Annotated in this window: 22 protein-coding genes, 2 pseudogenes and 1 riboswitch; of the genes and pseudogenes, 11 read left to right on the forward strand and 13 right to left on the reverse strand. The window is 71.2% G+C overall.

The window, feature by feature from the left end:
* Positions 1–64: 64 nt before the first annotated feature.
* Positions 65–205 (reverse strand): annotated as a pseudogene (locus ACFYZZ_RS08765) (transposase); the annotation flags it as partial.
* Positions 206–667: 462 nt separating this feature from the next.
* Between ACFYZZ_RS08765 and ACFYZZ_RS08770 the strand changes: the two are divergent.
* Positions 668–2098 carry a selenium-binding protein SBP56-related protein gene (locus tag ACFYZZ_RS08770; protein ID WP_389173020.1) on the forward strand — a complete coding sequence of 477 codons (1431 nt, stop codon included), beginning with the start codon at positions 668–670 and terminating at the stop codon, positions 2096–2098.
* A gap of 1 nt (position 2099) precedes the next feature.
* Positions 2100–2870, forward strand: coding sequence for a hypothetical protein (locus ACFYZZ_RS08775; RefSeq protein WP_389173021.1), 771 nt, complete (start codon positions 2100–2102; stop codon positions 2868–2870).
* 14 nt (positions 2871–2884) lie between these two features.
* On the opposite strand, the gene ACFYZZ_RS08780 is transcribed toward ACFYZZ_RS08775, so the two are convergent.
* Together ACFYZZ_RS08780 and ACFYZZ_RS08785 are read right to left on the reverse strand one after the other, a co-directional pair.
* Complete coding sequence (locus tag ACFYZZ_RS08780; protein WP_389173023.1) at positions 2885–3172, reverse strand: ATP-binding cassette domain-containing protein; 288 nt, start codon at positions 3170–3172, stop codon at positions 2885–2887.
* A 36-nt stretch (positions 3173–3208) separates the two neighbouring features.
* Entirely contained in the window at positions 3209–3724 is a 516-nt protein-coding gene (locus ACFYZZ_RS08785; RefSeq protein ID WP_389173025.1) for a YceI family protein, read from the reverse strand.
* Between the two features lie 178 nt (positions 3725–3902).
* Between ACFYZZ_RS08785 and ACFYZZ_RS08790 the strand changes: the two genes are divergently transcribed.
* From ACFYZZ_RS08790 to ACFYZZ_RS08800, 3 genes are all read left to right on the forward strand, one after another.
* Positions 3903–5117 carry a sensor histidine kinase gene (locus ACFYZZ_RS08790; RefSeq protein WP_389173027.1) on the forward strand — a complete coding sequence of 405 codons (1215 nt, stop codon included), beginning with the start codon at positions 3903–3905 and terminating at the stop codon, positions 5115–5117.
* A gap of 2 nt (positions 5118–5119) precedes the next feature.
* Positions 5120–5770, forward strand: a complete 651-nt coding sequence (locus ACFYZZ_RS08795; protein ID WP_389173028.1) for a response regulator — start codon at positions 5120–5122, stop codon at positions 5768–5770.
* 124 nt (positions 5771–5894) lie between these two features.
* Positions 5895–6278 carry a VOC family protein gene (locus ACFYZZ_RS08800; protein ID WP_389173030.1) on the forward strand — a complete coding sequence of 128 codons (384 nt, stop codon included), beginning with the start codon at positions 5895–5897 and terminating at the stop codon, positions 6276–6278.
* A gap of 6 nt (positions 6279–6284) precedes the next feature.
* Here the strand turns inward: ACFYZZ_RS08800 and ACFYZZ_RS08805 are convergent, their stop codons facing one another.
* From ACFYZZ_RS08805 to ACFYZZ_RS08820, 4 genes and pseudogenes are all read right to left on the reverse strand, one after another.
* On the reverse strand, positions 6285–6698 hold the full coding sequence (locus tag ACFYZZ_RS08805; protein ID WP_389173032.1) for a cytidine deaminase family protein: 414 nt from the start codon (positions 6696–6698) through the stop codon (positions 6285–6287).
* A gap of 136 nt (positions 6699–6834) precedes the next feature.
* The gene (locus ACFYZZ_RS08810; protein ID WP_389173034.1) at positions 6835–7497 is read right to left on the reverse strand and encodes an FAD-dependent monooxygenase; all 663 of its coding nucleotides are present in this window, start codon (positions 7495–7497) and stop codon (positions 6835–6837) included.
* A 184-nt stretch (positions 7498–7681) separates the two neighbouring features.
* Positions 7682–8275 (reverse strand): annotated as a pseudogene (locus ACFYZZ_RS08815) (FAD-dependent monooxygenase); the annotation flags it as partial.
* Positions 8276–8326: 51 nt separating this feature from the next.
* Entirely contained in the window at positions 8327–8680 is a 354-nt protein-coding gene (locus ACFYZZ_RS08820) for a hypothetical protein (protein WP_389173036.1), read from the reverse strand.
* A 296-nt stretch (positions 8681–8976) separates the two neighbouring features.
* Here ACFYZZ_RS08820 and ACFYZZ_RS08825 point away from each other — a divergent pair, with 296 nt between their 5' ends.
* Entirely contained in the window at positions 8977–9702 is a 726-nt protein-coding gene (locus ACFYZZ_RS08825; protein WP_389173037.1) for an ankyrin repeat domain-containing protein, read from the forward strand.
* 37 nt (positions 9703–9739) lie between these two features.
* Here the strand turns inward: ACFYZZ_RS08825 and ACFYZZ_RS08830 are convergent, their stop codons facing one another.
* On the reverse strand, positions 9740–10318 hold the full coding sequence (locus ACFYZZ_RS08830) for a TetR/AcrR family transcriptional regulator (protein ID WP_389173039.1): 579 nt from the start codon (positions 10316–10318) through the stop codon (positions 9740–9742).
* A 240-nt stretch (positions 10319–10558) separates the two neighbouring features.
* Here ACFYZZ_RS08830 and ACFYZZ_RS08835 point away from each other — a divergent pair, with 240 nt between their 5' ends.
* The 4 genes from ACFYZZ_RS08835 to ACFYZZ_RS08850 are packed head-to-tail and all read left to right on the forward strand — an operon-like array spanning position 10559 to position 15408.
* The gene (locus ACFYZZ_RS08835; protein ID WP_389173041.1) at positions 10559–11155 is read left to right on the forward strand and encodes a (2Fe-2S)-binding protein; all 597 of its coding nucleotides are present in this window, start codon (positions 10559–10561) and stop codon (positions 11153–11155) included.
* Positions 11152–12144, forward strand: a complete 993-nt coding sequence (locus ACFYZZ_RS08840; protein WP_389173043.1) for an FAD binding domain-containing protein — start codon at positions 11152–11154, stop codon at positions 12142–12144. Before ACFYZZ_RS08835 ends, ACFYZZ_RS08840 begins: the two co-directional genes overlap by 4 nt.
* Positions 12141–14273 carry a xanthine dehydrogenase family protein molybdopterin-binding subunit gene (locus tag ACFYZZ_RS08845; RefSeq protein WP_389173045.1) on the forward strand — a complete coding sequence of 711 codons (2133 nt, stop codon included), beginning with the start codon at positions 12141–12143 and terminating at the stop codon, positions 14271–14273. Before ACFYZZ_RS08840 ends, ACFYZZ_RS08845 begins: the two co-directional genes overlap by 4 nt.
* Positions 14266–15408 carry an XdhC family protein gene (locus ACFYZZ_RS08850; RefSeq protein WP_389173047.1) on the forward strand — a complete coding sequence of 381 codons (1143 nt, stop codon included), beginning with the start codon at positions 14266–14268 and terminating at the stop codon, positions 15406–15408. Before ACFYZZ_RS08845 ends, ACFYZZ_RS08850 begins: the two co-directional genes overlap by 8 nt.
* 32 nt (positions 15409–15440) lie before the next feature.
* On the opposite strand, the gene ACFYZZ_RS08855 is transcribed toward ACFYZZ_RS08850, so the two are convergent.
* The 4 genes from ACFYZZ_RS08855 to ACFYZZ_RS08870 form a co-directional block, all read right to left on the reverse strand.
* Positions 15441–16319, reverse strand: a complete 879-nt coding sequence (locus tag ACFYZZ_RS08855) for an MBL fold metallo-hydrolase (RefSeq protein ID WP_389173049.1) — start codon at positions 16317–16319, stop codon at positions 15441–15443.
* A gap of 12 nt (positions 16320–16331) precedes the next feature.
* Positions 16332–16399: riboswitch (guanidine-III (ykkC-III) riboswitch) on the reverse strand.
* 110 nt (positions 16400–16509) lie between these two features.
* On the reverse strand, positions 16510–17712 hold the full coding sequence (locus tag ACFYZZ_RS08860; protein WP_389173051.1) for a PP2C family protein-serine/threonine phosphatase: 1203 nt from the start codon (positions 17710–17712) through the stop codon (positions 16510–16512).
* A gap of 860 nt (positions 17713–18572) precedes the next feature.
* On the reverse strand, positions 18573–19772 hold the full coding sequence (locus ACFYZZ_RS08865; protein WP_389173053.1) for an enoyl-[acyl-carrier-protein] reductase FabV: 1200 nt from the start codon (positions 19770–19772) through the stop codon (positions 18573–18575).
* 533 nt (positions 19773–20305) lie between these two features.
* Complete coding sequence (locus tag ACFYZZ_RS08870) at positions 20306–21331, reverse strand: aldo/keto reductase (RefSeq protein ID WP_389173055.1); 1026 nt, start codon at positions 21329–21331, stop codon at positions 20306–20308.
* Between the two features lie 179 nt (positions 21332–21510).
* On the opposite strand from ACFYZZ_RS08870, the gene ACFYZZ_RS08875 reads away from it, so the two are divergent.
* On the forward strand, positions 21511–22743 hold the full coding sequence (locus ACFYZZ_RS08875; RefSeq protein WP_389173057.1) for an FAD-dependent oxidoreductase: 1233 nt from the start codon (positions 21511–21513) through the stop codon (positions 22741–22743).
* A 30-nt stretch (positions 22744–22773) separates the two neighbouring features.
* Here the strand turns inward: ACFYZZ_RS08875 and ACFYZZ_RS08880 are convergent, their stop codons facing one another.
* Positions 22774–24456, reverse strand: a complete 1683-nt coding sequence (locus ACFYZZ_RS08880) for an IclR family transcriptional regulator C-terminal domain-containing protein (RefSeq protein ID WP_389173059.1) — start codon at positions 24454–24456, stop codon at positions 22774–22776.
* Positions 24457–24609: the final 153 nt, after the last annotated feature.

Below are 24609 nucleotides of genomic sequence, written 5' to 3' on the forward strand. Positions count from 1 at the left end.
GCCTTGGTGGGCCATGTCGGCCCAGCAGGGGATGCCGGCTGCAGCCAGCGCGTCGATGACGAAGAAAGGCCGGGTAGTTACGGGGATGACGTTCGTAGCGAAGGCTGAGTCTGCAGTAGCCGGTCAGCCAGGAGATGGTGTGTTCGATGACCCATCGGCGTCGCCCCAATCGTTCGCTGGACTCGATGCCTTTGCGGGCCACCCGTACTCCGATGCGCTCGTGTCCCTGCGTGAACGCAAGTCCCGTCCAATGGGGCAGGGTTGGCTCGTCCTCGGGCGGGAGCCTCGAAGCGGATGAGCCCGCTGCGTTGTCGGTGACGTGCACTCAAGGGCTGGCTCGGCGGCCTCGAGCCGTGGGCCGAGGCCACGGATGCCCGCTCCAGCCTCTCGGCTACCGGATCTCCGCGCGAGCGGAGGCGTTAGAGACGTAACGCATCTCCTGCGTGCTATTCGGCCCACCGAGAGCTGGCTTCCTCAAACCTCGGCTCCACGGCGAAGCACTCGAGCGGTCCGTGCTGCCGCGTTGGCAGGGCTCCAGGGGTGTGAAACGCTTGATTTATGACATATCCATCCCTTGTCTGCACGTCGATCTCGAACGAGTGAGCCCGGCTGCTCTGTCGGGAGCCCACCCGGGTCCAGGCTCCCGTTCGGGGAGTGAGGAACAGCCATGACGACGACCGAGCACGCTCACCACAGCGACGATCACAGTGACCCCACCTTGTACCGCTCTCCGGTGGATGCCGTCGCCGCGCCCCCGGAGAAGCTCGCCTATGTAGTCGGTTTCGACCCGACCGCACAGCGCACCGACGCATTGTTCACTGTGGGTACCGACCCCGAATCCTCCGTATACGGTCGCGTGATCTCCCAGGCCGAGCTGCCCGAGCCGGGCAACGAACTACACCACTTCGGCTGGAACGCCTGCTCGAGCGCGCTGGCCCATGCCGGTCACCAGCACGCTGAACGGCGCTACCTCATCGTCCCGGGACTGCGCTCGTCCCGGCTGCACGTCTTCGACACCAGCCCCGATCCCGAACGCCCCCATCTGGTGAAGGTGGTCCAGCCCGAGGAGTTGGCTGCCAAGGCCGGGTACTCCCGCCCGCACACACTCCACTGCGGCCCCGACGGCATGTTCCTGTCCTGCCTGGGCGGCGCGAACGGTGCGGACGGGCCTGGCGGCGTCGCGCTGCTGGACCACGAAAACTTCGAAGTGCTGCGTGCCTGGGAGAGCGACCACGGACCGCAGCGGCTCGCCTACGATCTCTGGTGGCATCTGCGCCAGAACATCGCCGTGACCAGCGAGTGGGGCACCCCCTCGATGTTCGAGGATGGCCTTGTCCCCGAACTGCTGCTGGGTCGCCAGTACGGCCACTCGCTGCACTTCTGGGAGCTGGACTCCGGCCGGCACCTGCAGCGCGTCGATCTGGGGGATGAGAACCAGATGGTGCTGGAGCTGCGTCCCGCGCACGATCCCGAGGCGACGTGGGGGTTCGCACACGCCGTAGTCAACGTGGAGGACCTGTCGGCGTCGGTGTGGCTGTGGAACCGGGAGGGCGAGGACTTCGTGGTCCACAAGGTGATCACCATCCCTGCCGAGCCCGCCCCGACGCAGGACCTGCCCCCGGCGCTGCAGCCGTTCGGCGCCGTGCCCCCATTGATCACCGACATCGACCTCTCGGTGGACGACCAGTGGCTGTACGCATCCGCATGGGGAACCGGCGATCTGCACCAGTACGACGTGAGCGACCCGTTCCATCCGAGGCAGACCGCGTCGGTGCGTCTCGGCGGCATCGTCAGCCAACAGCCGCATCCCGCCGAGCCGGACATTCCGCTGACGGGTGGAGCGCAGATGGTCGAGCTCAGCCGCGACGGGCGGCGCGTGTACTTGACGAACTCCTTGTACGGCGCCTGGGACGAGCAGTTCTATCCCGCGGGCATCGACCCGTGGATGGTCAAACTCGACGCCGACACCGCGCACGGCGGGCTCCTGGTCGACAGCGGCTTCTTCCCGCACGGCACGGAGTTTTCCGGGTTGCGCGTGCACCAGACGCGCCTGCAAGGTGGCGACGCCTCCTCGGATTCGTACTGCTACAGCCGATGACATGCTGCTCTCCGTGCTCTGCGCGGCAGGCGCGCAGACCGACGAAGGGACCGGGTGGCAGCTGCCCTCCACCGAAACGCTGGTGGCCGTGGTCCTGGTGGCTGTGGCCACCACGGCCGGCGCCTGGTTGGCACGGCGCGGATCCGGCCGGCCGGAGCTCCTGCTTGCCGCGGCGTCAGGGATTCTGCTGATCATCGCGGTCTTCGACCTTCTGCCCGACGCGTGGGATGAAGCGAAAGAGGTCGGCGTGCCGCAGTGGGCAGTGCCGCTCGCGGCGCTCGCCTCGTACGGGGTGACGGGTGCTGTGGTCCGTATCGGCTGCCCGTGCGAGCGGGGTCGTGCGGGCGGCATCGGCTCAGTATCGGGGCTCGCTCTGCACCGCTTTCTGGAGGGGGCGACCCTGGCACTGACCCCGTCAGTCGCCGTGATGGCTGCGCTTCTGGTTCACGCGGCCGGTGAGGGGCTGGCGCTGGCCGCCCTGCTGGGAGTCCACCCGAAGCGGCGCGTGGCTCCATGGATCGGGTTGGCCTGCTTGAGTCCGGTCGCGGGAGCCTTCGTGACGAGCGCCTTGCCCATCCCGGACGGCCTCATGCCACTGCTGCTCGCCGTCATCGGCGGCGTACTCGCACAGGCGGCCTGGGTGGCGCTCGTACTCGCCCATCAGCAGCGGCCCGCGGACCGGCGAGTTCTCGCAGTCCCGGCCGCGGCGGCGATGACTCTCGCCGCCGTCCTCACTGCGCTTGTCCTCGTTGTCGGGGCAGACAACCACTGAAGCATCACCGACAGTCAGTGTGGGTTCACCGGCCGACGGCGGCCGGGCCGCAGTCCGATCGGGTTCCAGTTGACCGGGCCGGACGGTGCCTTCTCACCCGGGGCCAGGCCGAGCACGTCGACCTGTCCCAAGTCCCGGCCCCGAAAACCCTCCAGGATCTCCAGAGTGGTGGTCTTGCCCGTCCCGTTGCGGCCGAGCAGCGCGAAGATCTCCCCGTGCTTGACGGCGGCGCTCACCCCACGGACCGCCCACACCGTGCCGTACCGCTTGTGCAGGTCCTTCACCACTACCGCGTCAGCCATGGCCGCCTCCGATCGCTCGGTGCGCGGCCGTGGGTGTCAGCTGCGGACGCAGCGGATCTCCAACGTCAGGTCGAGGTGGCGTCCGGCCATGCCACGGGCCGCTGTCACACCGAACTCGGTGCGGTCGACCCGTGCGGTGGCACGGACGGTGAAGGCATCCGCGAGCACCTCGGCGTGCACGAGCGAAAGGCTGGTCGGCCGGGAGACTCCGCACACGGTCAGGGTGCCGGAGACAGTCGTGGTGTCCACCCGGTCGGAGGTGAACGTGATCAGCGGATACCGGTCGGTGTCCAGGAACTTCGCCGACCGTACGGCGTCGTCCCGTTGGGCGTTGCCCGTGCGGAAGCTCGGCGCGTCGACCTTCGCGTGCAGACGTGACTCGGAGAGCGGTTCGGCCACCTCGACGGTGCCGCCGCGGATCGCGAAGGTGCCGCGCACCGGCAGGAGGCCGAAGATGTGTCTTGTCCTGAACGAGAGGGACGAACGGTCTGTGTCGATCGTGTAGCGACCGAGCCAGGGCGTCGTCGCGACGGTGGTGTCTGTCGTATCCATGCCTCCATTCCACGGCGGTGGGCATACGGCGCGGCAGGGCCGGCGGTTGGTTCCTCACCCGACGAAGGCTTGCTCACGGAGTGCGGCATACGACTTTCGTAGGGTCCGCCCGAGGCGGAGGTATGCAGTGCTGCCGGCCGGGGCGGGTCCGCGAGGCGGATGGCCTACGGTGAGCCTCATGACCGACGACCGGGGGGCGTGTGACGGACCATGGCACCGCCGGCACCGGCTCGCCCTGGACGTGATGATCGCGGCTGCCTTCGTGCTGCTCGACACCGGCCTGACCCTGGCCGATGCCACCTGGTGGCCCGCCCATCCGGGGGCACTCGCCTGGGTCATGCTGGGTGTGCAGGCGCTCGCCTGCGCCTCGCTCGCCGTTCGCCGCACCGCCCCGCTGACCGTCGTCGGCGTGCTCGGCGCGTTCACGCTCGCGGTGACGCTGCTGATCTCACCGGCGGGCGTGCTGACACCGGCTCACGAGGGCCAGTTGTGGGCTCCCCTCTCCACCATGCCGGCCGCCTACGGCCCGCTCTTCTACCAACGGAACCGCCGGACTGCGTACTTGGCGCTCGCCGCGTTCACTCTCGTCGTCATGCAGCCCTGGGAGCTGTCCGTCCCGAACATGACGATCGGGCTGCTGCGGATCGCGGTCGGGCCGCTGCTGGCGCTCTACTTCGACACCCGCCGCAGGCTGATGCAAGCACTGGTCGAGCGCGCCGAACGGGCCGAACGGGAGCGTCATCTGCTGGCCGAGCGGGCCCGCGCCGACGAACGCGCCCGGCTCGCCGGTGAGATGCATGACGTGGTCACCCACCGAGTGAGTCTGATGGTGCTGCAGGCCGGTGCCCTGAAGGTGACGGCACCGGACGAGCCCACCCGGCGAGCGGCGGAGGACCTGCGTGCCGCGGGCTGCCAGGCGCTGGAGGAACTGCGGGACCTGGTCGGCATTCTGCGTACCGCGCCGGAGGGCGACCAGACCCCCTCGGTGGCGGGCTTCGCCGACCTGGTTGCCGAGTCCGTGGCGGTGGGGATACCGACCGAGCTGCTCGAGCAGGGCGACCCGGCGCTGGCCTCACCGGTCGTCGGCCGCACCGCCTACCGCGTGCTGCGCGAGGCGCTGACCAACGTACGCAAGCACGCTCCCGGAGCCCGCGTGAGCGTGCGCGTCGAGTACGGCAGCGCACAGCTGCGGCTGACGATCCGCAACACGTCACCGTCCGGCGGTCCCCGCGGCGCCCTCGCCGACACCGGCTCCGGTCTCGGGATCGCCCAACTACGGCAGCGCATCGAGCTTGTGCACGGCACCTTGCGTGCCGAACCCTGTTCCGACGGCGGGTTCAGCGTCGAGGCGACGCTGCCCGCGTTCGTCCCGACCGCGAAATCGGAGTTGTGAGCATGGCCCGGGTAGTGGTGGTGGACGACGAGCCGATGGTGTGCGGTTTCCTGCGCACCATCCTCGGCTCGGCCCCGGACATCGAGGTCGTCGACGAGGCGCACGACGGCGCGGCCGGTATCGAGGCGGTCCGGCGCAGCCGCCCGGACGTCATCCTGATGGACCTGCGCATGCCGGGCATGGACGGGCTGACCGCGATCGAACGCATCAACGAGCTGGCCGACCCGCCGAACATCGTGGTGCTGACCACCTTCGACGCCGACCAGTACGTGCTGCGGGCGCTGCGGGCCGGGGCGACCGGCTTCCTGGTCAAGTCCACCCCGCCGGAGGAGCTGATAGGCCTCGTGCGGACCGCCGCCCAGGGGCACACCGTCCTGTCACCCTCCGCCGCCCGCCGGCTCATCGCCGCCTCGACGGACAAGATCTCGGCCCGCGACCGCGCCCGTGAACTGGTCGGCTCGCTGACCGAGCGTGAGGTCCAGGTGCTGGCCGGCGTCGGCGAGGGCCTGTCGAACGCGCAGATCGCGGCGCGGCTGTACCTCTCCGAGGCCACGATCAAGGGCTATGTCTCGCGGATGCTGGACAAACTGGGCTGCGTCAACCGCACCCAGGCCGGCCTTCTCGCCCACGACGCGGGGATTGCCGACGCCTGATGCCGCGGGCGGCTGGTACTGGGTCGGCTCCTGATCGCCGGCCCCTCGAGAGCGGCTGGCAGGAGCGACACGGCCGAGCAAAATGCGATCGTGTAGCGCGTGTTGTCCACCTACACTGCCGGGCATGGCATGCCGTATCAGTGAGCTGGTCATCGACTGCGCCGACCCCGTCCGGCTCGCCGCCTTCTGGAGCGAGGTCCTCGGCTACGTCGAACTCGGCCGGGAGGACGACGGAAGCATCGAGATCGGGCCGCCCGGCATCGGCTTCGGCGGCCCGCAGCCCACCCTCGTCCTCAGCCCCAGCAGCGACCCGCGGACCGGGAAGCTCCCCCTGCACATCGACGTCAACGCCACCGACCGCGACCAGGACGCCGAGCTGGAGCGACTGCTCGCTCTCGGCGCCAGGCCCGCCGACGTCGGCCAGACCGGCACCGAGAGCTGGCACGTCCTGGCCGACCCGGAGGGCAACGAATTCTGCCTCCTGCGCACCCGGCTCCAGCCCCTCTGAAGCGGTCTACTCCGCGTCGAGCTGGTGGTCGGCCCAGACGTAGCTTTCGGGCAGCAAGTCGGTGATGAGGACGCTGCGGATGCGGTCGCCTTGGCCGACGATGACCCTGAGGGCCGGGAAGTAGTCGAGAAGGACCTGACGGCACCGGCCGCACGGGGGAACAACCCCGCGGTCGCGGTCGCCCACGGCGACGATCGTCTCCAGGTCGTAGGCGCCCTGGGCGGCTGCCGTGCCGATGAGGACCAGTTCCGCGCAGGGGCCTCCAGTGAAGTGGTAGGCGTTCACCGCGGTGACGATCCGGCCGTCCTTGGCGCGGGCCGCGGCTGCCATGGTGTGGTTGTCGCCCCGGCAGCGCGTGCGGGCGACGTCGCCTGCGGCCTGGATGAGTTCGTGGTCGACGGGGTGGGTCAGCGTGGTCATTCTTCTCTGCCTTCGTCAGGGTGCCAGGTGACGTTGACCCGGGTGACGCTGATACGCAAGCGAATATTGGCGGTGTGCTTGTTCCGCGGTGGTGTGAGGCTACTGAAGCCCTGAGTGGACAGGCGAGGCTCGGTCGTCAGGAGGGTGCCGAGCAGGTGATCGAGGCGAGCGCGTGTCGGAGAGTGCCGTCGGTCGACGGGTGGTCCTGCCAGCGGGCGCCGATGTGACCGTCGGGTCGGATGAGGAGCGCTCCCTGCGGGTTGATGCCGCAGAGGTCGGCGTGCTCCTTCGGAAGAGGTTCGATGCGCAGTGGCCACCGTGCGTCGGTGTGCTGGGTCCAGTGGGTGGGGCCCGGGGTGAGCAGGGTGAACCATTCCCCGAAGGCGTCCAGCGTGGAGCGGTCGGGTGTGAGCCAGAAGTGGGGCATGCGGTGGCCCGGCTCTGCGGTGGGGACGTAGCCCGTGTCCCCGTCGGACAGTTCGGGTGGGGTGCTGTTGCCCGTGAGGACGGCTGGGGAGCGGTAGGTGACGCCGAGCACGAGGCCCAGTTGGGCGAAGTACCACTCCGCCCAGGGGAGTTCGGTCTCGGACGATTTCGATGCGCCGTTGGCGAGCTGGGCGCGGCGCCTGGTCAGTACGTGGACCATGAGCTTGGTGTTGGCCACCGCCTGGCGGAGGGTCCGGTGGGCGACGGGGTGGCGTTCCCTCTCGTAGGTTTCCAGCAGGCCTGGTTCGGCCCAGCCGCGGAGCACGCCCGCCAGTTTCCAGCACAGGTGCACGTCGGCGAGGCCGGTGTTCATGCCCAGGCCACCGATGATGGGGAGCGCGTGCGACGACGTCGGGCCAGTCGGAATCCGTGGTGTGTTCGGGTGTGGCGCCGAACCAGGCCCAGCCTCCTTCGGGGTAGAGCGGGGCGAAGGAGCCGTGCGGGGTGAAGTAGACCCCGGCGGGTTGGTGCGCGCACCAGCGGCTGAGATCGGCGTCGAACACGACGGTGGTGAAGCCGCCCAGTGCTCCGGGGCCCTCGGTCTCGATCCCGAGCAGTGGCCGGACGGTGGAGCTCGCGCCGTCGGCGGCGAGTACGTAACGGGCACGGATGCGCGTCTGCTCACCGCGATGGTGGTCGGCGAGCAGGGCCACGACGCTGTCGGCTTCTTCGGCCAGGTCGACGAGTTCGACCCCGAACCGCACCTCCGTGTCTGCCGCGGCGAGCAGGGTGGGTTCCAGGCGGTCCTGCGAGGTGACCACGCCGATCACGGGGCTCTCGGGAACCGGCGCGTTGACCCCGGCCATCGCCGCCGTGGCGAAGTCCCGGTCGTGCAGGGTGTCGCGGAAGCGGACGCGGCCGTACTCCGGTGCGAATGCCATGGCCGCGATCCTGTCGGCGAGCCCCAGCTGACGATAGATCTCCATCGAGCCCACGTTGACCAGCCGGGACCGCGGAAACGGTGACAGCTCGGCGTGTTTCTCGACCAGCAGCACCCGCACGCCCCAGCGTTCCAGGAGCGCTCGGGCGGTGAGCCCGACCGGACCGCCGCCGACGATCAGTACCTCCACCTCGGCGTTCGCCACAGCCATGTCGAACTCCTCCTGCTCACCTCGGAACTGTCGGAACCCTGGTCGGGTGGGTCAGGGCCTGAGGAAGACGACCGAGCGGAGCTTCAGGCGGTCCGTGGCCGGGTTGCCGTGGGGGCGGAGGGTCCAGGGGTCGCCGGTGCAGTCGGGCTCGGTGAAGACGATCGCGAACTCGTCGGTGTCGTTGTGCGGCGCGAAGGCGGGCTCGGAGGCGCCCGGGTCCGCGACTTCGGGCAGGGTGACGCACTCACCGCTGGGCGGGTCGTGCAGGGTGGCAGCCTGGGGCCGGCCGTTCAGGCCGATGAACTTGTAGCCGAAGTCGCCGGTGGCGGCCTGGGCGGGCGTGGCCAGGACGGCGGTGAGCGCGATGGCACCGCAAACGGCGGCGACGGTGTTCCAAAGACGCACGGAGTTCTCGTTTCGTGAGGACGACCAAGGTCATCTGCAGCCCTGCTCTCCGCGAGCGCCTCGTATGCGGACCGTCGGAGCAGAAGCGTTCCGCTGTCACCCGTTCGGACGCGCTCTTGTTCCGCCTCGCTCCCGTTCCGCCACGCTCTCGTACGGCCGCGCTCTCGTACGGCCGCGCTCTCGTACGGCCGCGCCCCCGGTCGGCGCCTCGGTCGGCGCCTCGGTCGGCGCCTCGGTCGGCGTCCCGGTTGTCAGTGGCTCGTGCTACCCAGGGTGGTGAACCGGGAGGTGGCCCCATGCTGCTCGACATGACCGCACAGCCGGCTCTTGCCGCCGTCGAGGCGATCCACGCGGGCGACGTGCCCGCCCTGCAGGACCTGCTCGCCGCGCATCCGGGCCTGGTCACGGCCCGGCTGGGCGACACGAAGACCGCCCGCACGCTCTTGCACGTCGCCACGGACTGGCCCGGCCACCACCCGCGTGGCCCGCACACCGACACTGCCCTGGTAGAGGCGGGAGCCGACGTGAACGCACGTTTCATCGGCCCGCACCGCGAGACACCCCTGCACTGGGCGGCCGGCAACGACGACGTGCCCGTGCTGGACACCCTGCTCGATCTGGGCGCAGACATCGAAGCCGACGGCGGGGTGATCGGCGGCGGCACCCCGATCGCCGACGCGGTCGCCTTCGGCCAGTGGAACGCCGCCCGGCGCCTGCTGGACCGCGGTGCCCGCACCAGCCTGTGGCAGGCCGCCGCCCTCGGTGAAGCCGACCGCGTCACCGCCTGTTTCCCGCCCCAGGCCGAGCCGCCGAGCCGCGAGGAGATCACCAACGCGCTGTGGTGCGCCTGCCACGGTGGACAACAGCCGGTCGCCGCCTACCTGTTGGAGCGCGGCGGTGACGTCGACTGGATCGGTCACGACGGGCTGACCGCACTCGATGCCGCCGACAGATCCGGCCACCCCACCCTGGTCGCCTGGCTACGGGAGCAGGGAGCGATGTCGGCCGAGGGCCTCGCCTGACACCGCCTCGGCCGGACCGTCGCGTGCTGTGCGTCGCTCACCGGCCGGGCGCCCCCGTCCGCAGGCCGTCCAGGACGAGGTCGAGGAGCCAGGCGGCGCGTGCCTGCCAGTCTTCGTGCGGGTCGAGCTGCCACAGGCCCCCGATGGCGAGGAAGAAGTCCTCCGGGGTGACTCCGGGGCGGATCGTGCCCGCCTTCTCGTTGGCCCGGAGCAGGAGTTCCGCCGCGGAGGTCACCGGCGTGTGGGCCGGCTTCGCCGGGCTTCCCGGTGCGCTGGTGGCCTGGCGTATCGCGTCGGCCAGGCCGGCCTTGGTCATGGCGAACTCGGCGAGCCGGTCCATCCAGGCACGCAGGGCCTGCTCGGGCGCCCGCGTGTCGAGCAACTGAGCCGCGCTGTCGGCGACCTGCCGCATCTCGTGGCGGTAGATCTCCAGGACGAGTGCCTCACGGTTGGGGAAGTTGCGGTAGAACGTGCCCTGCCCGACGCCGGCTTTCCTGGCGATCACGCTGAGCGGGGCGTCCGCGCTGCGCGTCAGCTCGACGAGTGCCACTTCCAGGATGCGCTCGCGGTTGCGCTGTGCGTCGGACCGCAGCGGGGCGTCCTTCTTCTGTGGCACTCGTCCTCCTCAAGGGTTCTGGCCGAACCCCGCCCTTGCTAAGCGGACAGCTGTCCGTATAGGTTCCTCAGGTACCGGATAGCTGTCCGGTTGTGTCCACGGTAGCCGTGGACACCGCCCTGCGGCAGACGGCATGCCACCTTCTTCGGCCCAAGCATCCCGCACCTTCGATTCCCGCTCCGGCAGCGGCCTGCTCGACGCACTCTCCACAACCGTCCTGGAAAGCGAAAGAAGTTGTTCATGGCTTTATCGACGTCCAGTGTCATCACCCTGAAGATCAACGGCGAGAAGTACACACTGCCCGTCGACCACCGCACCACGCTGCTCGACGCACTGCGCGAGCGCCTCGATCTGACCGGCACCAAGAAGGGCTGCGACCAGGGCCAGTGTGGTGCCTGCACCGTCCTGCTGGACGGGCGCCGGACCGTCGCCTGCCTGCAACTGGCCGTGGCCGCCGAGGGCCGCGAGATCACCACCATCGAAGGCGTCGCCGACGGCGAGCAGTTGCACCCTGTGCAGCAGGCTTTCCTCGACCTCGACGGCTACCAGTGCGGCTACTGCACCCCCGGACAGATCTGTTCGGCGATCGGGATGATCCAGGAGCACGCGGCGGGCTGGCCGAGCGCGGTCACCGACGACGTACGGCCCGAAGCGGGACCACCACCCCTGAGCGCCGACGAGATCCGCGAGCGGATGAGCGGCAATCTGTGCCGCTGCGGCGCGTACGTCTCGATCGTCGAGGCGGTGGCCCGGGCGGCCGAGGCCGGAACGGACACCGGAACAGCCACGGTGGCGCGCACCAGTTCCGAAGCCGAGGCCAAGGAGGCTGTGGCATGAGGGAGTTCAGCTACCAGCGGGCCTCCGACGTCGCCGGCGCCGTCGCACTGCTCGGTACCGATCCGGCCACGCGCTTCCTCGGCGGCGGCACCAACCTGGTCGACCTCATGAAGGCCGGCGTCGAACGCCCCGCCCACCTCGTCGACATCCGCGAACTCCCGCTCGACGAGATCGAGTCGACGTCGCAGGGCGGCCTGCGCATCGGGGCCACCGTCACCAACGGCGACCTGGCCGCCCACCCCGAAGTCCGGCGCCGCTACCCGGCGCTGGCACAGGCGGTGCTGGCCGGCGCGTCCGGGCAGCTGCGCAACATGGCCACGGTCGGCGGCAACCTGCTCCAGCGCACCCGCTGCGGCTACTTCACCGATGTCACCAAGCCCTGCAACAAGCGTGCCCCCGGCAGCGGTTGCCCCGCCGTCGAGGGCGAACACCACAACCACGCGATCCTCGGCGCATCCGACCACTGTGTGGCCGTACACCCCTCGGACATGGCTGTCGCACTCACCGCCTTCGACGCCGTCGTCTCGTACGAAACCGCAGACGGGCCGGGCGAGTTGCCGCTCCGCGAGTTCTACCTGCCCGTCGGTGACACCCCGCACCGCGAGACCGCCCTGCCACCAGGCGCGCTGATCACCGGCGTCACCCTGCCGCCCGCGCCCACGGCCGCCAACTCCCGTTACCGCAAGGTGCGCGAGCGCGCCTCGTACGCGTTCGCCATCGGCTCGGTCGCCGCCGCCCTCGACATCCGTGACGGCGTCGTCCGGGACGCACGTCTGGCGCTCGGCGCGGTCGCCTCCCACCCGTGGCGAGCCGTCGCGGCCGAACGTGTCCTGACCGGCGCGCCGGCCGACGCCGAGACCTACGCCGCGGCGGCAGCAGCCGAGCTGACGGCCGCGCGGCCGCTGCCGCACAACGACTACAAGGTGACTCTGATGCACAACCTCGTGGTGGCCGTGCTGACCGAACTCGCCGAGGAGGCCGCCCGATGACCACCGTCACCACCGGGACACCCACGCCGACACCCTCCGTCGGCACCGCGCACACCCGCGTGGAGGGCAGGGACAAGGTCACCGGAGCGGCCCGCTACGCGGGCGAGGTCCCCTTCGCCGACCTCGCGCACGGCTGGCTGGTCCTGTCCACGGTCGCCCGCGGCCGCATCCGCGAGATCGACACCGCTCCCGTCCTCGAACTCCCGGGCGTCCTTGCCGTCCTGGACCACCGCAACGCCCCGCGTGTGGAGACCGACTACGTCGGCCTGATGGGATCGAAGCCCGACTTGACCTGCGCCGTCTTCCAGCACGACCGGGTGCCGCACCTGGGCTGGCCGGTGGCGCTGGTCGTCGCCGAGACGTCCGAGCAGGCCAGAGAGGCCGCCGAGGCGCTCGGGGTGCACTACGAACAGGAGCCCCACGACATCGACTTCACGGGTGAACACCCGGACGCCTACCCGCTGGACGGCCATATGCCCGCGGTGGCGGAGAAGGGAGACCTCGACGCCGAACTCGCCGCGTCGGCCGTCGTCCTCGACGCCGAGTACACCACCCCCGAAGAGCACCACAACCCGATGGAACCGCACGCGGCGACCGTCCGCTGGGACGGCGGCCGACTCGAAGTGGTCGACTCCAACCAGGGCGCCACCTGGGTCGTCGGCGAACTCGCGAGCCTCTTCTCGCTCGACCCGGCCTCGGTGCACGTACGCTCCGAACACGTCGGCGGCGGCTTCGGCAGCAAGGGCGTCCGCGCCCACCAAGTGGCCGCCGTGATGGCCGCGACCGTGCTGCAACGCCCGGTACGCGTGGTCCTGACCCGCCGACAGATGTTCTCGCTCGCCGGCTTCCGCAGCCCCACCGTCCAGCGCGTCAGGCTCGGCGCCGACGCCGACGGACGGCTGCGCGCACTGGAGCACCGCTCGGTCAGCCTCACCTCCACCGTGCACGAGTTCGTCGAACCGAGCGCCGGGGTGGCCCGGGTGATGTACGACGCCGACGCCCACCACACCGCCAACCGCGTCGTACGGCTCGACGTACCGACCCCGACGTGGATGCGCGCCCCGGGTGAGGCACCGGGGTCGTTCGCGCTGGAGGCGGCGCTCGACGAACTCGCCGAGCAGTGCGGGATCGACCCGATCGAGCTGCGCCTGCGCAACGAACCCGACAAGGGGCCGGTCTCCGGCCTGCCCTTCGCGGGCCGCAATCTGCCCGCCTGCTTCCGCGAGGGCGCCCGACGGTTCGGCTGGGCGGACCGGGACCCGCGTCCGGGCCTGCGCCGGGACGGTCGCTGGCTGCTCGGCACCGGCACGGCCGCGGCCTCCTTCCATGCGGGTGCCATGCCGTCCACGGCTGCCGTGACCGCGCACCCGGACGGCACCTTCACCGTCCGGATCGCCGCGGCCGACATCGGCACCGGGGCCCGTACCGCACTCACCCTGGTCGCCGCCGACGCGCTGCACGTGCCCCCGGAGCGGGTCCGCGTACGTATCGGTGACAGCGACTTCGGACCGGCGATGATCGCCGGCGGATCCATGGGCACCCGCTCGTGGGCGTGGGCGGTCACGGCCGCGGCCGACGAGCTGCGCGACAGGCTGGCCCTGGGCACCGGCATCCCGCCGGAGGGCATCACGGTGCGGTCGGACACCACCGCGGCCATCGGCGCCCTCGCCCCCGCCGAACGTCACTCCTTCGGGGCGCAGTTCGCCGAGGTGGCGGTGGACGTCACCACCGGTGAGGTGCGCGTGCGGCGCATGCTCGGCATCTTCGCGGCAGGCCGGATCGTCAACCCGCTCACGGCACGCGGCCAGTTCACCGGCGGCATGATCTGGGGCATCTCCATGGCCCTGCACGAGGAGGCGATCCGGGACCGCGCCTCGGGCGGCCACGTCGGAGCCGACCTCGCGGGCTACCACGTGGCCACGCACGCCGACGTACCGGACATCGAGGCCGACTGGATCGACGACTCGGACCCGAGGGATCCGGTCGGGATCAAGGGCATCGGAGAGATCGGCGTCGTGGGCGCCGCGGCGGCCATCGCCAACGCGGTCTGGCACGCGACCGGCGTACGCCACCGCAGCCTGCCCATCCGACCGGACCGCGTCATCCAGGCCGGGGTGCCAAGTGCTTGACATCGCCGAGCAGTTGCTCCACTGGATCGAGGAGGACCGGGACTTCGCCGTCGCCACCGTGCTGGCGGTGGGCGGCAGCGCACCGCGCGGTCCCGGCGCCGCCCTCGCCGTCGACAGCGAGGGCACCGTCATCGGCTCGGTCTCCGGCGGGTGTGTGGAGGGCGCGGTCTACGACCTGTGCCGGCAGGCGCTCGGGACGGGCGAGAGCGTCACGGAACGGTTCGGGTACAGCGACGAGGACGCCTTCACCGTGGGACTGACCTGCGGCGGGACGATCGACGTGCTGATCACGCCGGTGAGCGGGCACGCACCCGCCCGGACGGTCCTTGCGTCGGCTCTGTCTGCCGCTGTCCGGGGCGAACCGGCGGCCCTCGCCCGGGTCGCCCGTGGTCCGGCCGAACTCCTGGGCCGGGCCCTGCTGGTACGGCCCGACGGCACGTACGAGGGCGCTCTCGGCGGCCACGCCCAGCTGGACCTGACGGCGGCGGCCGAGGCCCGGGCCCTACTGGAGGCCGGGCGCACCGGCACGGTGGGCGTCGCCGCGGACGGCTCGCACTGTCCCGGCGGCCTCACCCTGCTGGTCGAGTCGAACATGCCGCCCCCGCGGATGATCGTCTTCGGCGCGGTGGACTTCGCCTCGGCGCTGGCGCGGGCCGGCAAGTTCCTCGGCTACCACGTGACCGTCTGCGACGCCCGCCCCGTCTTCGCCACGCGGGCCCGTTTCCCCGACGCCGACGAGGTCGTCGTCGACTGGCCGCACCGCTATCTGCGGCGCACCGCGACCGACGCCCGTACGGTCCTGTGCGTCCTCACCCACGACGCGAAGTTCGACGTACCCCTGTTGAAGGCGGCCCTCGCGATGCCGGTGGCGTTCGTCGGTGCGATGGGCTCGCGCCGCACTCACGAGGAACGCGATCGGCGGCTACGGGAAGAGGGCGTGAGCGAGCGGGAGCTGGCTCGGCTGCGCTCCCCGATCGGCCTCGACCTCGGCGCCCGTACACCGGAGGAGACCGCCCTGTCGATCGTGGCGGAGATCGTCGCCGCCGGACGCGGCGGGACGGGCGTTCCTCTGACCGGCACGAAGACGCCGATCCACCACGACCAGAGGGGACGTGACGAGGCTACGGCCGCCTGACCGCTTGAGGGTCACTGCCGTCCATACCGGGCTCAGGCCCGGGGGCACAGGACGAAGTCCGCGTGGGCGCGCCAGGTGAGGTCGGCGCCGAGTTCGGTGAGCGCGTCACGGATCCTGCGGAGGTGAGCGGGGGTCAGCTGGAGCGGGGGCTCGTCGGGCTGGTAGGTGGTGCGGACCGGGTAGTCCACGCCGGGCTCGGTGGTCATCTCGATGTGACAGCCGAGCACATGGGTCACGGGCCGGCGGTCGGCGAACTCGATCAGACGGTCGATGCTGCGGGCGAAGGCGGGGACGTCCTCGATGTAGAGCCGCCCGGGATACACGCTGTCGCCGGTGAGCAGCAGGCCGGTGGCCGGGTCGTAGTACGTGACGGCCGCCTCGTGATGGCCCGGGGTGGCCAGGCACTCCAGCACCCGGCCGCCCAGGTCGACGCGAGCCACGGCGTCCGGGTCCGCGTCGAACCCGAAGTACCGCCAGGCGCCGGCGCGGTCGGCCCCCACCACCGTCGTGTCGGGGCGATCGGTGAACTGGTCGTCGCCGGCGACGTGGTCGCCGTGCCCGTGGGTGTGCAGCACCAGCAGCTGGTAACCGTCGCGGGGGTGCCGGGCGAGCCAGTCCGCGAGGAGCCCGTCGACCACCCGGCGCAGGGGGAAGAACTCGGCGGACCCGGTGGCGCCGGTGTCGATCAGCACCGCCCGTTCGTTGCCGCACAGCAGGAACAGGAACGGCGCCTCGTAGTGCACCGCCATGTTCTGCCGCAGGATGAACGTGTGCTCGTCATAGGCGTGGACCTGGACGTCCGGGTCGGTGTTGTGCTTGGCCGACGGAGAACCGTGGATCCACCGCACGTCCAGCGGACGGGCCTGGGGAGGGGCGCTGCTGAAGTCGATCAGGTGCGTGCCGGTGTCCACGATGCCTCCGCGCGTGCGTCGTCTTGGCGGGCCGGGTACGGCGCACATCTCGTCCGGGGCAGGCACGTCAGAGCCTCCGACGGGACGCTACCACGGCGTCCGACGGGGCCCGTGGCCGTCGCCGCACGTCCTGCCGTGCACTCGCAGGGGCCTTGGTCGGCGGCCGCCGTAAGGACCTTGGACGGCGGCATCACGGCGCCCCGCTACTTCCGCCCGCCCCGTCCGACGGAGGAGCCGGCTCGGCCGGCTGGTCGGCGAGCAGGCAGGCGGTGAGCGCCGCGATGTCGTCCTGGAGGCCGTTGTGGCTGTAGGCCATCAGGTCGCCGTGGAGCTGTTCCAGCAGTTCCCGCGGCGGAAGGGGTCCCCAGGAGCGCAGCCGCTCGAGGAGGGGGTAGAAGACACCGTGGGGGTCGCGGGTCTCCGTGATGCCGTCCGTGTACAGCAGGAGCTGGTCGCCGGGCCGGAAGTCGTAGACGTCGACGCTGTACGGCTCTCCGACCAGCACGCCGAGGTTCAACGGCGGAGCCGACCGCCCCCGGTCCAGTTCGCTCACCTCGTCGGAGCGGATGAGGAGCGGGGGCGGATGACCGCAGTTGACGATCCGGACGAGATGACCTTCGGTCGGGATCTCGGCGAAGACGGCGGTGACGAACCGCTCGCCCACCTCGCCTCCGCCGAGCAGCATCGCCCTGCGGCCCATGCTGACCTCCACGCGGTCGGCCAGGGAGGGCAGATCGGGTTCGTCGTGCGCCGCCTCGCGGAACGCGCCCAGCAGGGTGGCGGCGGTCTCGACCGCGAGCAGACCCTTGCCGCGGACGTCGCCGATGAGCAGCCGGACCCCGTACGAGGTGGGGACGGCCTCGTAGAGGTCGCCGCCGATGCGCGCCTCCGCGGCGGCGGAGAGGTAGAGGCTCTCCAGGAGAAGGTTGCCGATCCGGTGCGGCACCGGCCGCAGCAGGACGCGCTGCGCGATCTCGGCCACGAAGCGCACGTCGGCGAGCGTGCGTTCACGGCGGGTCCGATGGGCGGCCAGGACCGTGCCGATTGCGCCCACCAGGATGGTGCAGACGTAGGAGGCCACGTAGTGGCGCTCCCACAGGTAGCCGACGGACCGGCCCGCACAGCAAGGGGTACCGGCCAGGACTCCTTCGAAGAGGACTGCGAAGACCGTGACGGCGGCGACCCCGAGCGGCCCCTGGGTGAAGGCGGCCAGCAGCGGCACGGTGATCAGCGCGAAGCTCACCGGCCAGTCCACCGGCGTGAAGGGTTCGACCAGCAGAAGGGCCGCGACGAACAGCGCCGGAAGCCAGCGCATCCACGCCGGAGGCGCGGGCAGCTGGGTCCGTACGGCCATGCCGGCCTCCGGCTCCCGACGGGTACGCTCGAGCCTCACCCGGTGCTCCCGCGCGCGCCCGCCGTGGGAGCCGCCGACTCGGCCCGGGAAGCGTGCCGTGCCGGTGGACGACTTGCCTGATGGTTCGGCTTACGCGGCCTTCGCACACCGGACTCCTGATCGCACGACCCCTGCAAGAGGTCCAGCCTCCTGTGCGGGGTCCCGGCACACCGGTGATTGCTCCACTTGGCGGCATGTTCGCGAGGCCAGGGTCATGGGTGGAGGACGCGCAGCCATGCCCGCATCGCGACGGTGATCGGGATCGTCTGGGTCTATTGGGCGCTCGGCGGTACGGCCGGTGTCGCGCGTCCCGCGGACCAGGGGGCCGGCGGACGGCTGCTCACGGGGGTGTGGGGGATGTGGGCGCTCGTCGCCTCAGCTGCCACGTGGACGCTCAGCTGCCGGCGGCCTGCCCGTCTGCCCCGCCGGGTCCCCTTGGCACTCGGCTGGCTGGGGACCGGCTCGCTGTTCGCGTGGAGCGGCTGGAGGCTGCCGATCACGCTGTACGTCGCGATCGCGCACCCCGCCGATGTGTCGCTGCCGGAGCACCTCGCGTTCGCGGTCGTTCTGCACGCCGCCGCCGTCGCTGCAGGCGCGGCCATGCTGCCGGTACTCGTCCGCTCCCGCAGGCTTCCACCGCACGCGACGCCGCCAAGGCCTCGGCGTGACGAACGGACTTCCGCCCGCGCCGGGGCCAAGTGCCCTCCGGCGCGGGCGGATTGCGGCGACGGCAGCAGGAACGCCGCACCATCCGAGCCGACTTCGACGCCAGGGGCTTGGACCCATTCGACCCATCGCCCACCAGGCCGCACTTCATCTCGCGGCCGTCCACACGTGGGCTCGGACGACCACGTGCCGGCTCAGCTCATGGCCGGCCAGGGAACCGTGGTCTGGGCCGGGGCGGCGTAGTCGGTTCCTGGGACGTGCCACCCGTAGAGCCGGCCGACCTGCGCCTGGAACCAGTCGGTGTCCGCGAGTTCGGCCAGCGTGTCGGTGGCCGCGGCGGCCCAGCGTTCGTGGACGGCGTCCTGAACCTTGTCGTCCATCTCCCAGCCGTCGAGGCGGATCCGCTGCTCCTCGTCGAGCTGGAGCGGCACCGCGCCGGTGAGCTGTTGCCAGAGCGTGGCGGCCTGCTGAGCGGTGCTCTGGAAGTCGTTGCCGAGGACGGCGCGGAGAAGGCTGGTGTAGAGGGCGATGGACGGGATGGCGGTCGAGGCCTGGGTGACAGCCGCGCCGGCGACCACGGTGTGGGCCTGTCCGCCGAGCGGCGCCAAGTTCTGCTGAAGGCGGCGCGCGGTGTCCTCCAGATGCTGCTTGGCCGCGCCGATGGTGCCGGCCCGGTAGATCGGTGCGGTCAGGTCGGAGCCCACGTAGGAGAGCGCTGCCGTGTGGAAGCCGTCGTGGATGAGGCCACGGTCCGCGAGGGCGTCGATCCACAGCTTCCAGTCGGCGCCGCCCATGACGTGCACGGTCGAGTCGCGCTCCGCGTCGTCGGCCGGCTCGAGTTCCAGGGTGCCGACGAGTGGGGTGTCGCCGTCGAACTGCAGGGTCTTGGCCCGGTAGGCGGATCCCAGGGGCTTGATCACCGAGTGGTGGACCTCGCCGGTGGCCGGGTCGGTGCGGCGGGGCGCGGCGACGCTGTAGATGAGGTAGTCGACCTTGCCGTACCGGGCAGCGAGGTGGTCCAGTGCCTGCTCCTTGGCCGCGACGGAGAAGGCGTCTGCGTTGAGGAAGGCGAAATCGCTGTCCGGTCCGGCGAGTGCTGCGGTACGGGCCGTCCGGTACCAGCCCGCGGAGGCGGTACGGCGCTCGGTCTCGGGGGCCTCGAAGGCGATGCCGATCCCGCGCATACCGTAGGTGCGCAACGCGGCGACGGTGGCGGCGAGTCCGTAGCCGGCGCTGGATCCGATGATCAGGGCAACCGGCCCCGCCGCGCCGGCCGGGCCGGTGGGTGCGGGGGTGCGCTGCCACAACTCGTCGACGACAGCGGCGCAGCCCTCGGGATGGGAGTTGACGTAAAGGAAGCCACGGTTGCCGGGCTTGATCTCGCGGAGAGTCATCGATTTCCTTCGTGCTGAGGAGCCACCGCCCGGTGAAGAGCGTGCGCCAGGCCGGTCAGGCCTCCATCCTGTCCGGTCAACCCGTATGGGGATGTGGCGACATGTGCCAGGGTCCGGTCAAGAATCTTGTCGATGTCGTTCTCATCCACGCGGCACGGTGTGCCGACCAACGAATGAACGGCTTGGTGCCTCTCCGGCAGACGCTCACGTCGGAGTTCGCGTGGCCCGGCGTGCCGGCATGTTGCTCGCCACGGCGGTGCCGGTGAGGGGACGTTCCAGGCAGGTGCCGGGGGCGGTGCCAGTGGCGTCGACGGCGGACCCGGCCTCAACGTCTGCCACGACCCAGCACCGGCCCCGGCTGCAACTGGCCCACCCCGCAACCCCGGCCGCGCCCGCCACCACCGGCCCCGCACCCCCGCTCGACAGCGGCCGGGCGCGGGGCCCGTTCCGTGCGGCGCGAGCAGACCCTTCCGGTCGCAGACCCGAGCCCTCTCGTTCGGATCCCGCTGGGCTTGTGATCCGAACGAAAGACGCTAGGCTTCCCGCCCCACGGAGGTGAACGACATGTCCGGGTAGCGGTCGCCCGCCACCTGGCCCGCGATCGACTCCAGCAGCGACAGTTCGTCGGCGGTCAGTGTGATCCGGGTGGCTGCGGTGTTCTCCAGAAGGCGGCTGCGCTTGCGGGTCCCGGGGATCGGTACGACGGTCAGGCCGTGCACCTGGGCCCGCTGGTGCACCCAGGCGAGGGCGATCTGCGCCGTGGTGGCGCCGCGGTCGGCCGCGAGCTTGCGCAGGGGCTCCAGGAGGGCGGCGTTCGCCTTGGCGTTGTCGCCGGTGAAGCGCGGCTGATACTGGCGGAAGTCGCTGCTGGAGAGTTCCGTGCCCGCGTCGACGAAGGCACCGGTCAGGAAGCCCCGGCCCAGCGGCGAGTACGGCACGAACGCGACCCCCAGCTCCGCGGCCGCGGCCACCGCGCTGCGCTCGACGTCCCGGCTGAAGACCGACCACTCCGACTGCAGCGCGGTGATCGGGTGCACTGCGTGCGCCTCGCGCAGCTCGGCGCCGGTGACCTCGCTCAGGCCGAGGTGCCTGACCTTGCCCTCCCGGACGAGTTCGGCCATGGCGCCGACGGACTCGGCGAGCGGGACGGCGGGGTCGCGCCGGTGCATGTAGTACAGGTCGATGACCTCGACGTTCAGGCGGCGCAGGCTCGCCTCGACCGCGCTCTTCACGTAGGCGGGCTCATTGCGGATACCGCGGTAGCGCGGGTCGTCGGCGCGGCGCTCGATGCCGAACTTGGTGGCCAGAGTGATCTCGTCGCGGTGCGCGGCCACGAACGGCGCGAGGAACTCCTCGTTGGCGCCGGAGCCGTACATGTCGGCGGTGTCGATGAGGGTGACACCCGCCTCGAGAGTGGCCTCCAGGGTGTCGCGGGCCGCCGCGACGTCCGTCTCGCCGTACGCGTCGCTGATGCCCATGGCGCCGAAGCCCTGCACGCCCACGAGGGGGCCGCCGTTGCCCAGCTGGACCTTGCGGATCTGTTCGATGGCGTTGCTCATGCCCGTCACGCTAGATCGTTCGAGTGCGCTCGAAGCAACTGCTTTCCGGACACCGATCGGCGGTTTCCGCGCAGCCTTTCGCAGGTCGGCCGCCGCGGCGAGGAGTATAGTATTCATCGCCTGATGAATTATGTGACTGATGAATTACTGCTCTCGTGATCGTGAAGGGCAGGACTGCGATGGAACAAACCACGTGCTGTGTAGTGGGAGGCGGTCCCGCGGGCATGGTGCTCGCCCTGCTGCTGGCCCGGGCCGGCGTCGCGGTGACGGTCCTGGAGAAGCACGGCGACTTCCTGCGCGACTTCCGCGGCGACACCGTCCACCCCTCCACCCTTGCCCTCCTGGACGACCTGGGGCTGGCCGAGCGCTTCGCCCAGCTGCCGCAACGCCGGGTGAACACCGTCCAGCTGCCGGTCGGAGCCGGCCGTTCGACGGTCACCGTCGCCGACCTCACGGTGCTGCGCGGACCGTACAACTACGTGGCGATGGTGCCCCAGTGGGACCTGCTGGACCTGCTCGCGGACGAGGCCCGGCGCGAGCCGTCCTTCCGGCTGAGGATGAACACCGAGGCGACGTCCTTCCTGATCGAGTCCGGACGGGTCACCGGGGTGCGCTACCGCACCGCCGACGGCCGTACCGGCGAGTTGCGGGCTGTGCTGACCGTCGCCTGTGACGGCCGGGGATCACTGGCGCGCTCCCTGCCGGAACTGGGGCTGCGCAGCTTCACCTGCCCGATGGACGCCTGGTGGTTCCGCCTGCCACGGAAGGAGGGCGACCCGCGCGGTCTCGTCGGCAGCGCCGGGGACCGCTTCCTGACCGCGATGATCGACCGCGGTGACTACTGGCAGTGCGCCGGACTCATTCCGAAGGGCACCGACGCACAGCGCCGTGCGGCGGGCCTGGACCGCTTCCTGGCCCAGTTCACCGCGGCCGTCCCGTGGATCGCCGACCGCTCGCACGCCCTGCGCTCGTGGGACGAGGTCAAGCTCCTGGACGTACGCCTGGACCGGCTGCGCCGCTGGCACCGTCCCGGGCTGCTGTGCATCGGCGACGCGGCGCACGCGATGTCCCCGGTCTTCGGCATCGGGATCAACCTCGCGGTCCAGGACGCCGTGGCTGCCGCACGCTATCTGATCGAGCCACTGCGCAAGGGGACCGTGGGCCTGCGCGACGTACGCGGTGTGCAGCGCCGGCGCCTTCCGACCACGGTCGCCACCCAGGCGCTCCAGCGCACGGCCCACGCCCTCTTCATCGGCCCCGTCCTGCAGGGCCGTCCGCCTCTCGGCAGCCCGGAGCGGGCCCAGCGCCTCGCACGCCGGGTCGCCGGATCGCGATGGATGCGACGCCTGCCCGCGTACTTCATCGGATACGGCGCACTCCGGGAACGTCCACCCGCGGTCGCCATTCGCTAGCCGCCGGGTAGGCGAGGGCTACGGGCCGTGTCAGTCGCTGCGTACCGGCCCGAACGCGAAGACCGCGGCCACATCGGCCTCCACCGCCCGGGCGGTGGAGATCAGCTGCGGCAGCAGACGCTCGCGTGACTGCTCGGGTGTCTCCGGTCCCGCGTGCAGGGCGACATTGAGCGCGGCCACGGCCCTGCCGCGCGCGTCGTGCAGGGGCACCGCCAGGGAACGAAGTCCCAGCTCCAGCTCCTGTTCGACCATGGCGTATCCGTCCTGCCGTGCCTGGCTGAGGACTTGGGTGAGATCCGTGGGCGACGTGCGGGTGAAGGAGGTCCGCGGTCGGGGAGGCAGCGCGGCGAGCAGCCGCTCCTGGTCCGGCCGGGACAGGTCGGCCAGCAGCACGCGACCCATGGAGGTGGCGTAGGCAGGCAGCCGTGCTCCTGGGTGGATGCTGACGCTCGTGACCTGCTGGGTGGCGGAGCGGGCCAGGTAACGCACCTCTGTTCCGTCGAGTACGGCGACGGAGGCGGACTCATGGACGCGGGTGGCGAGTTCGGCCAGATGCGGCTGCACGATGTCGGCCAGGCCGAGACCTGAGAGCCGGGCGTAGCCGAGGCCGAGAGTGCGCGGGGCGGGAAGGTAGTGCCGTCCGCGTTGCTCGGCGTAGCCCAGGTGCTGCAGGGTGAGCAGGTTGCGGCGCGTGCTCTGGTAGGACAGGCCCGCGGCCTGCGCGGCCTCGTTGAGGGTGAGGCCGCCGCGAGCCCCACCGAGCGCGGTGAGCACGGCGAGTCCGCGAGCCAGCGCCTGCAGGAACAGGGGCCCCAGTTCCGTCTTGGCGTCGGCGTAAGGGGACGGGGTCAGGCCGTCGGCTGCAGGACGGTCGGCACCGAGCGCGTCACCCATCTCCTGCGCCGCCCGGGTGAGATGGGCCAGGGCGTGTGCGCGCAGCGCCTCCGCGCTGAAGCGGCTCGTGTGCGCGAGGACGCTCAGTGCGTACCGGGGCCCGCCGTCCTGGCCGGGAACGGGAACGGACAGGGCGACCAGGCCCGGGGCGGCGATCTGGTCGTCCAGGGCCCAGCCCTGCTCGGCCGAGTCGGAGATCCAGGTGGCGAAGTCCGCCTCCGCAGCCTCCTGTTCGAGACGCGTGAAGCGTGGCGGCAGGGCCGGGTATCCGGTGTCGAGCGGGTCGGTGGCGCGGTGTGCCCGCCAGGCCGCGTGCTGCTCGGGGTCCCAGTCGCCGGCGAGTACGGCACCGGCCGCGCAGCGGTCCGCGGGCAGCAGGTCGCCGACCCGGAACCCCAGGGGAATCACCCGGTCCTGTGGGATCGCGCGAGCGACGATGCGCATGTCGCAGCCGTCCGCCGCGATCAGCGACACGGATTCGTCCAGGGTGCGGGCCAGGCCGTCCAGATGAGGCTGGATCCGGTCGGGCAGGCCTGCCGCGCGCAGGTACGCGTTGCCGAACTCCATCAGCCGGGGGGCGGCCAGGAGATCGCGGTCCACCAGGCGCAGATGGCCCAGGTGGGTCAGCGTCGCGGCCAACCGGTCCACGGCGGAGCGTGCCAGGCCCGTCGACCTGGCGAGGTCGGCCGGGCGCACCGGCCCGTCGGCCTCCGCCACGGCCTTCAGCACGGCCAGGCCCCGCGCCAGCGGGCCCTCCGACTCCGCGCCGGACCCCGCCTCCGTGGCACCACCGGTCGTCGCCCTCGCGCGTCCTGCCATCGCCGGCCCAGCTCCTGTGCTCCTCGCCCTGATCCCTGACGAGAGAACGCTACCGAGCGTTGACAGCGCCGCACACACACCGCAGACTCTGGTTTCACGCAGAACGAACGAAAATTCACTCAGCGAAAAAATCAGGTTGCCTGGCCCTGCGGG

Source organism: Streptomyces sp. NPDC001816, from assembly GCF_042892235.1.
Classification (GTDB): Bacteria; Actinomycetota; Actinomycetes; order Streptomycetales; family Streptomycetaceae; genus Streptomyces.

Bases quoted from the DNA above. Each gene is read 5' to 3' on its own strand.
- ACFYZZ_RS08790 (WP_389173027.1), top strand. From the start codon at position 3,903: ATGACCGACGACCGGGGGGCGTGTGACGGACCATGGCACCGCCGGCAC.
- ACFYZZ_RS08845 (WP_389173045.1), top strand. From the start codon at position 12,141: ATGACCACCGTCACCACCGGGACACCCACGCCGACACCCTCCGTCGGC.
- ACFYZZ_RS08875 (WP_389173057.1), top strand. From the start codon at position 21,511: ATGGAACAAACCACGTGCTGTGTAGTGGGAGGCGGTCCCGCGGGCATG.
- ACFYZZ_RS08835 (WP_389173041.1), top strand. From the start codon at position 10,559: ATGGCTTTATCGACGTCCAGTGTCATCACCCTGAAGATCAACGGCGAG.
- ACFYZZ_RS08770 (WP_389173020.1), top strand. From the start codon at position 668: ATGACGACGACCGAGCACGCTCACCACAGCGACGATCACAGTGACCCC.
- ACFYZZ_RS08880 (WP_389173059.1), bottom strand. From the start codon at position 24,456: ATGGCAGGACGCGCGAGGGCGACGACCGGTGGTGCCACGGAGGCGGGG.
- ACFYZZ_RS08840 (WP_389173043.1), top strand. From the start codon at position 11,152: ATGAGGGAGTTCAGCTACCAGCGGGCCTCCGACGTCGCCGGCGCCGTC.
- ACFYZZ_RS08785 (WP_389173025.1), bottom strand. From the start codon at position 3,724: ATGGATACGACAGACACCACCGTCGCGACGACGCCCTGGCTCGGTCGC.
- ACFYZZ_RS08810 (WP_389173034.1), bottom strand. From the start codon at position 7,497: ATGAACACCGGCCTCGCCGACGTGCACCTGTGCTGGAAACTGGCGGGC.
- ACFYZZ_RS08795 (WP_389173028.1), top strand. From the start codon at position 5,120: ATGGCCCGGGTAGTGGTGGTGGACGACGAGCCGATGGTGTGCGGTTTC.
- ACFYZZ_RS08780 (WP_389173023.1), bottom strand. From the start codon at position 3,172: ATGGCTGACGCGGTAGTGGTGAAGGACCTGCACAAGCGGTACGGCACG.
- ACFYZZ_RS08800 (WP_389173030.1), top strand. From the start codon at position 5,895: ATGGCATGCCGTATCAGTGAGCTGGTCATCGACTGCGCCGACCCCGTC.
- ACFYZZ_RS08825 (WP_389173037.1), top strand. From the start codon at position 8,977: ATGCTGCTCGACATGACCGCACAGCCGGCTCTTGCCGCCGTCGAGGCG.
- ACFYZZ_RS08865 (WP_389173053.1), bottom strand. From the start codon at position 19,772: ATGACTCTCCGCGAGATCAAGCCCGGCAACCGTGGCTTCCTTTACGTC.
- ACFYZZ_RS08870 (WP_389173055.1), bottom strand. From the start codon at position 21,331: ATGAGCAACGCCATCGAACAGATCCGCAAGGTCCAGCTGGGCAACGGC.
- ACFYZZ_RS08775 (WP_389173021.1), top strand. From the start codon at position 2,100: ATGCTGCTCTCCGTGCTCTGCGCGGCAGGCGCGCAGACCGACGAAGGG.
- ACFYZZ_RS08805 (WP_389173032.1), bottom strand. From the start codon at position 6,698: ATGACCACGCTGACCCACCCCGTCGACCACGAACTCATCCAGGCCGCA.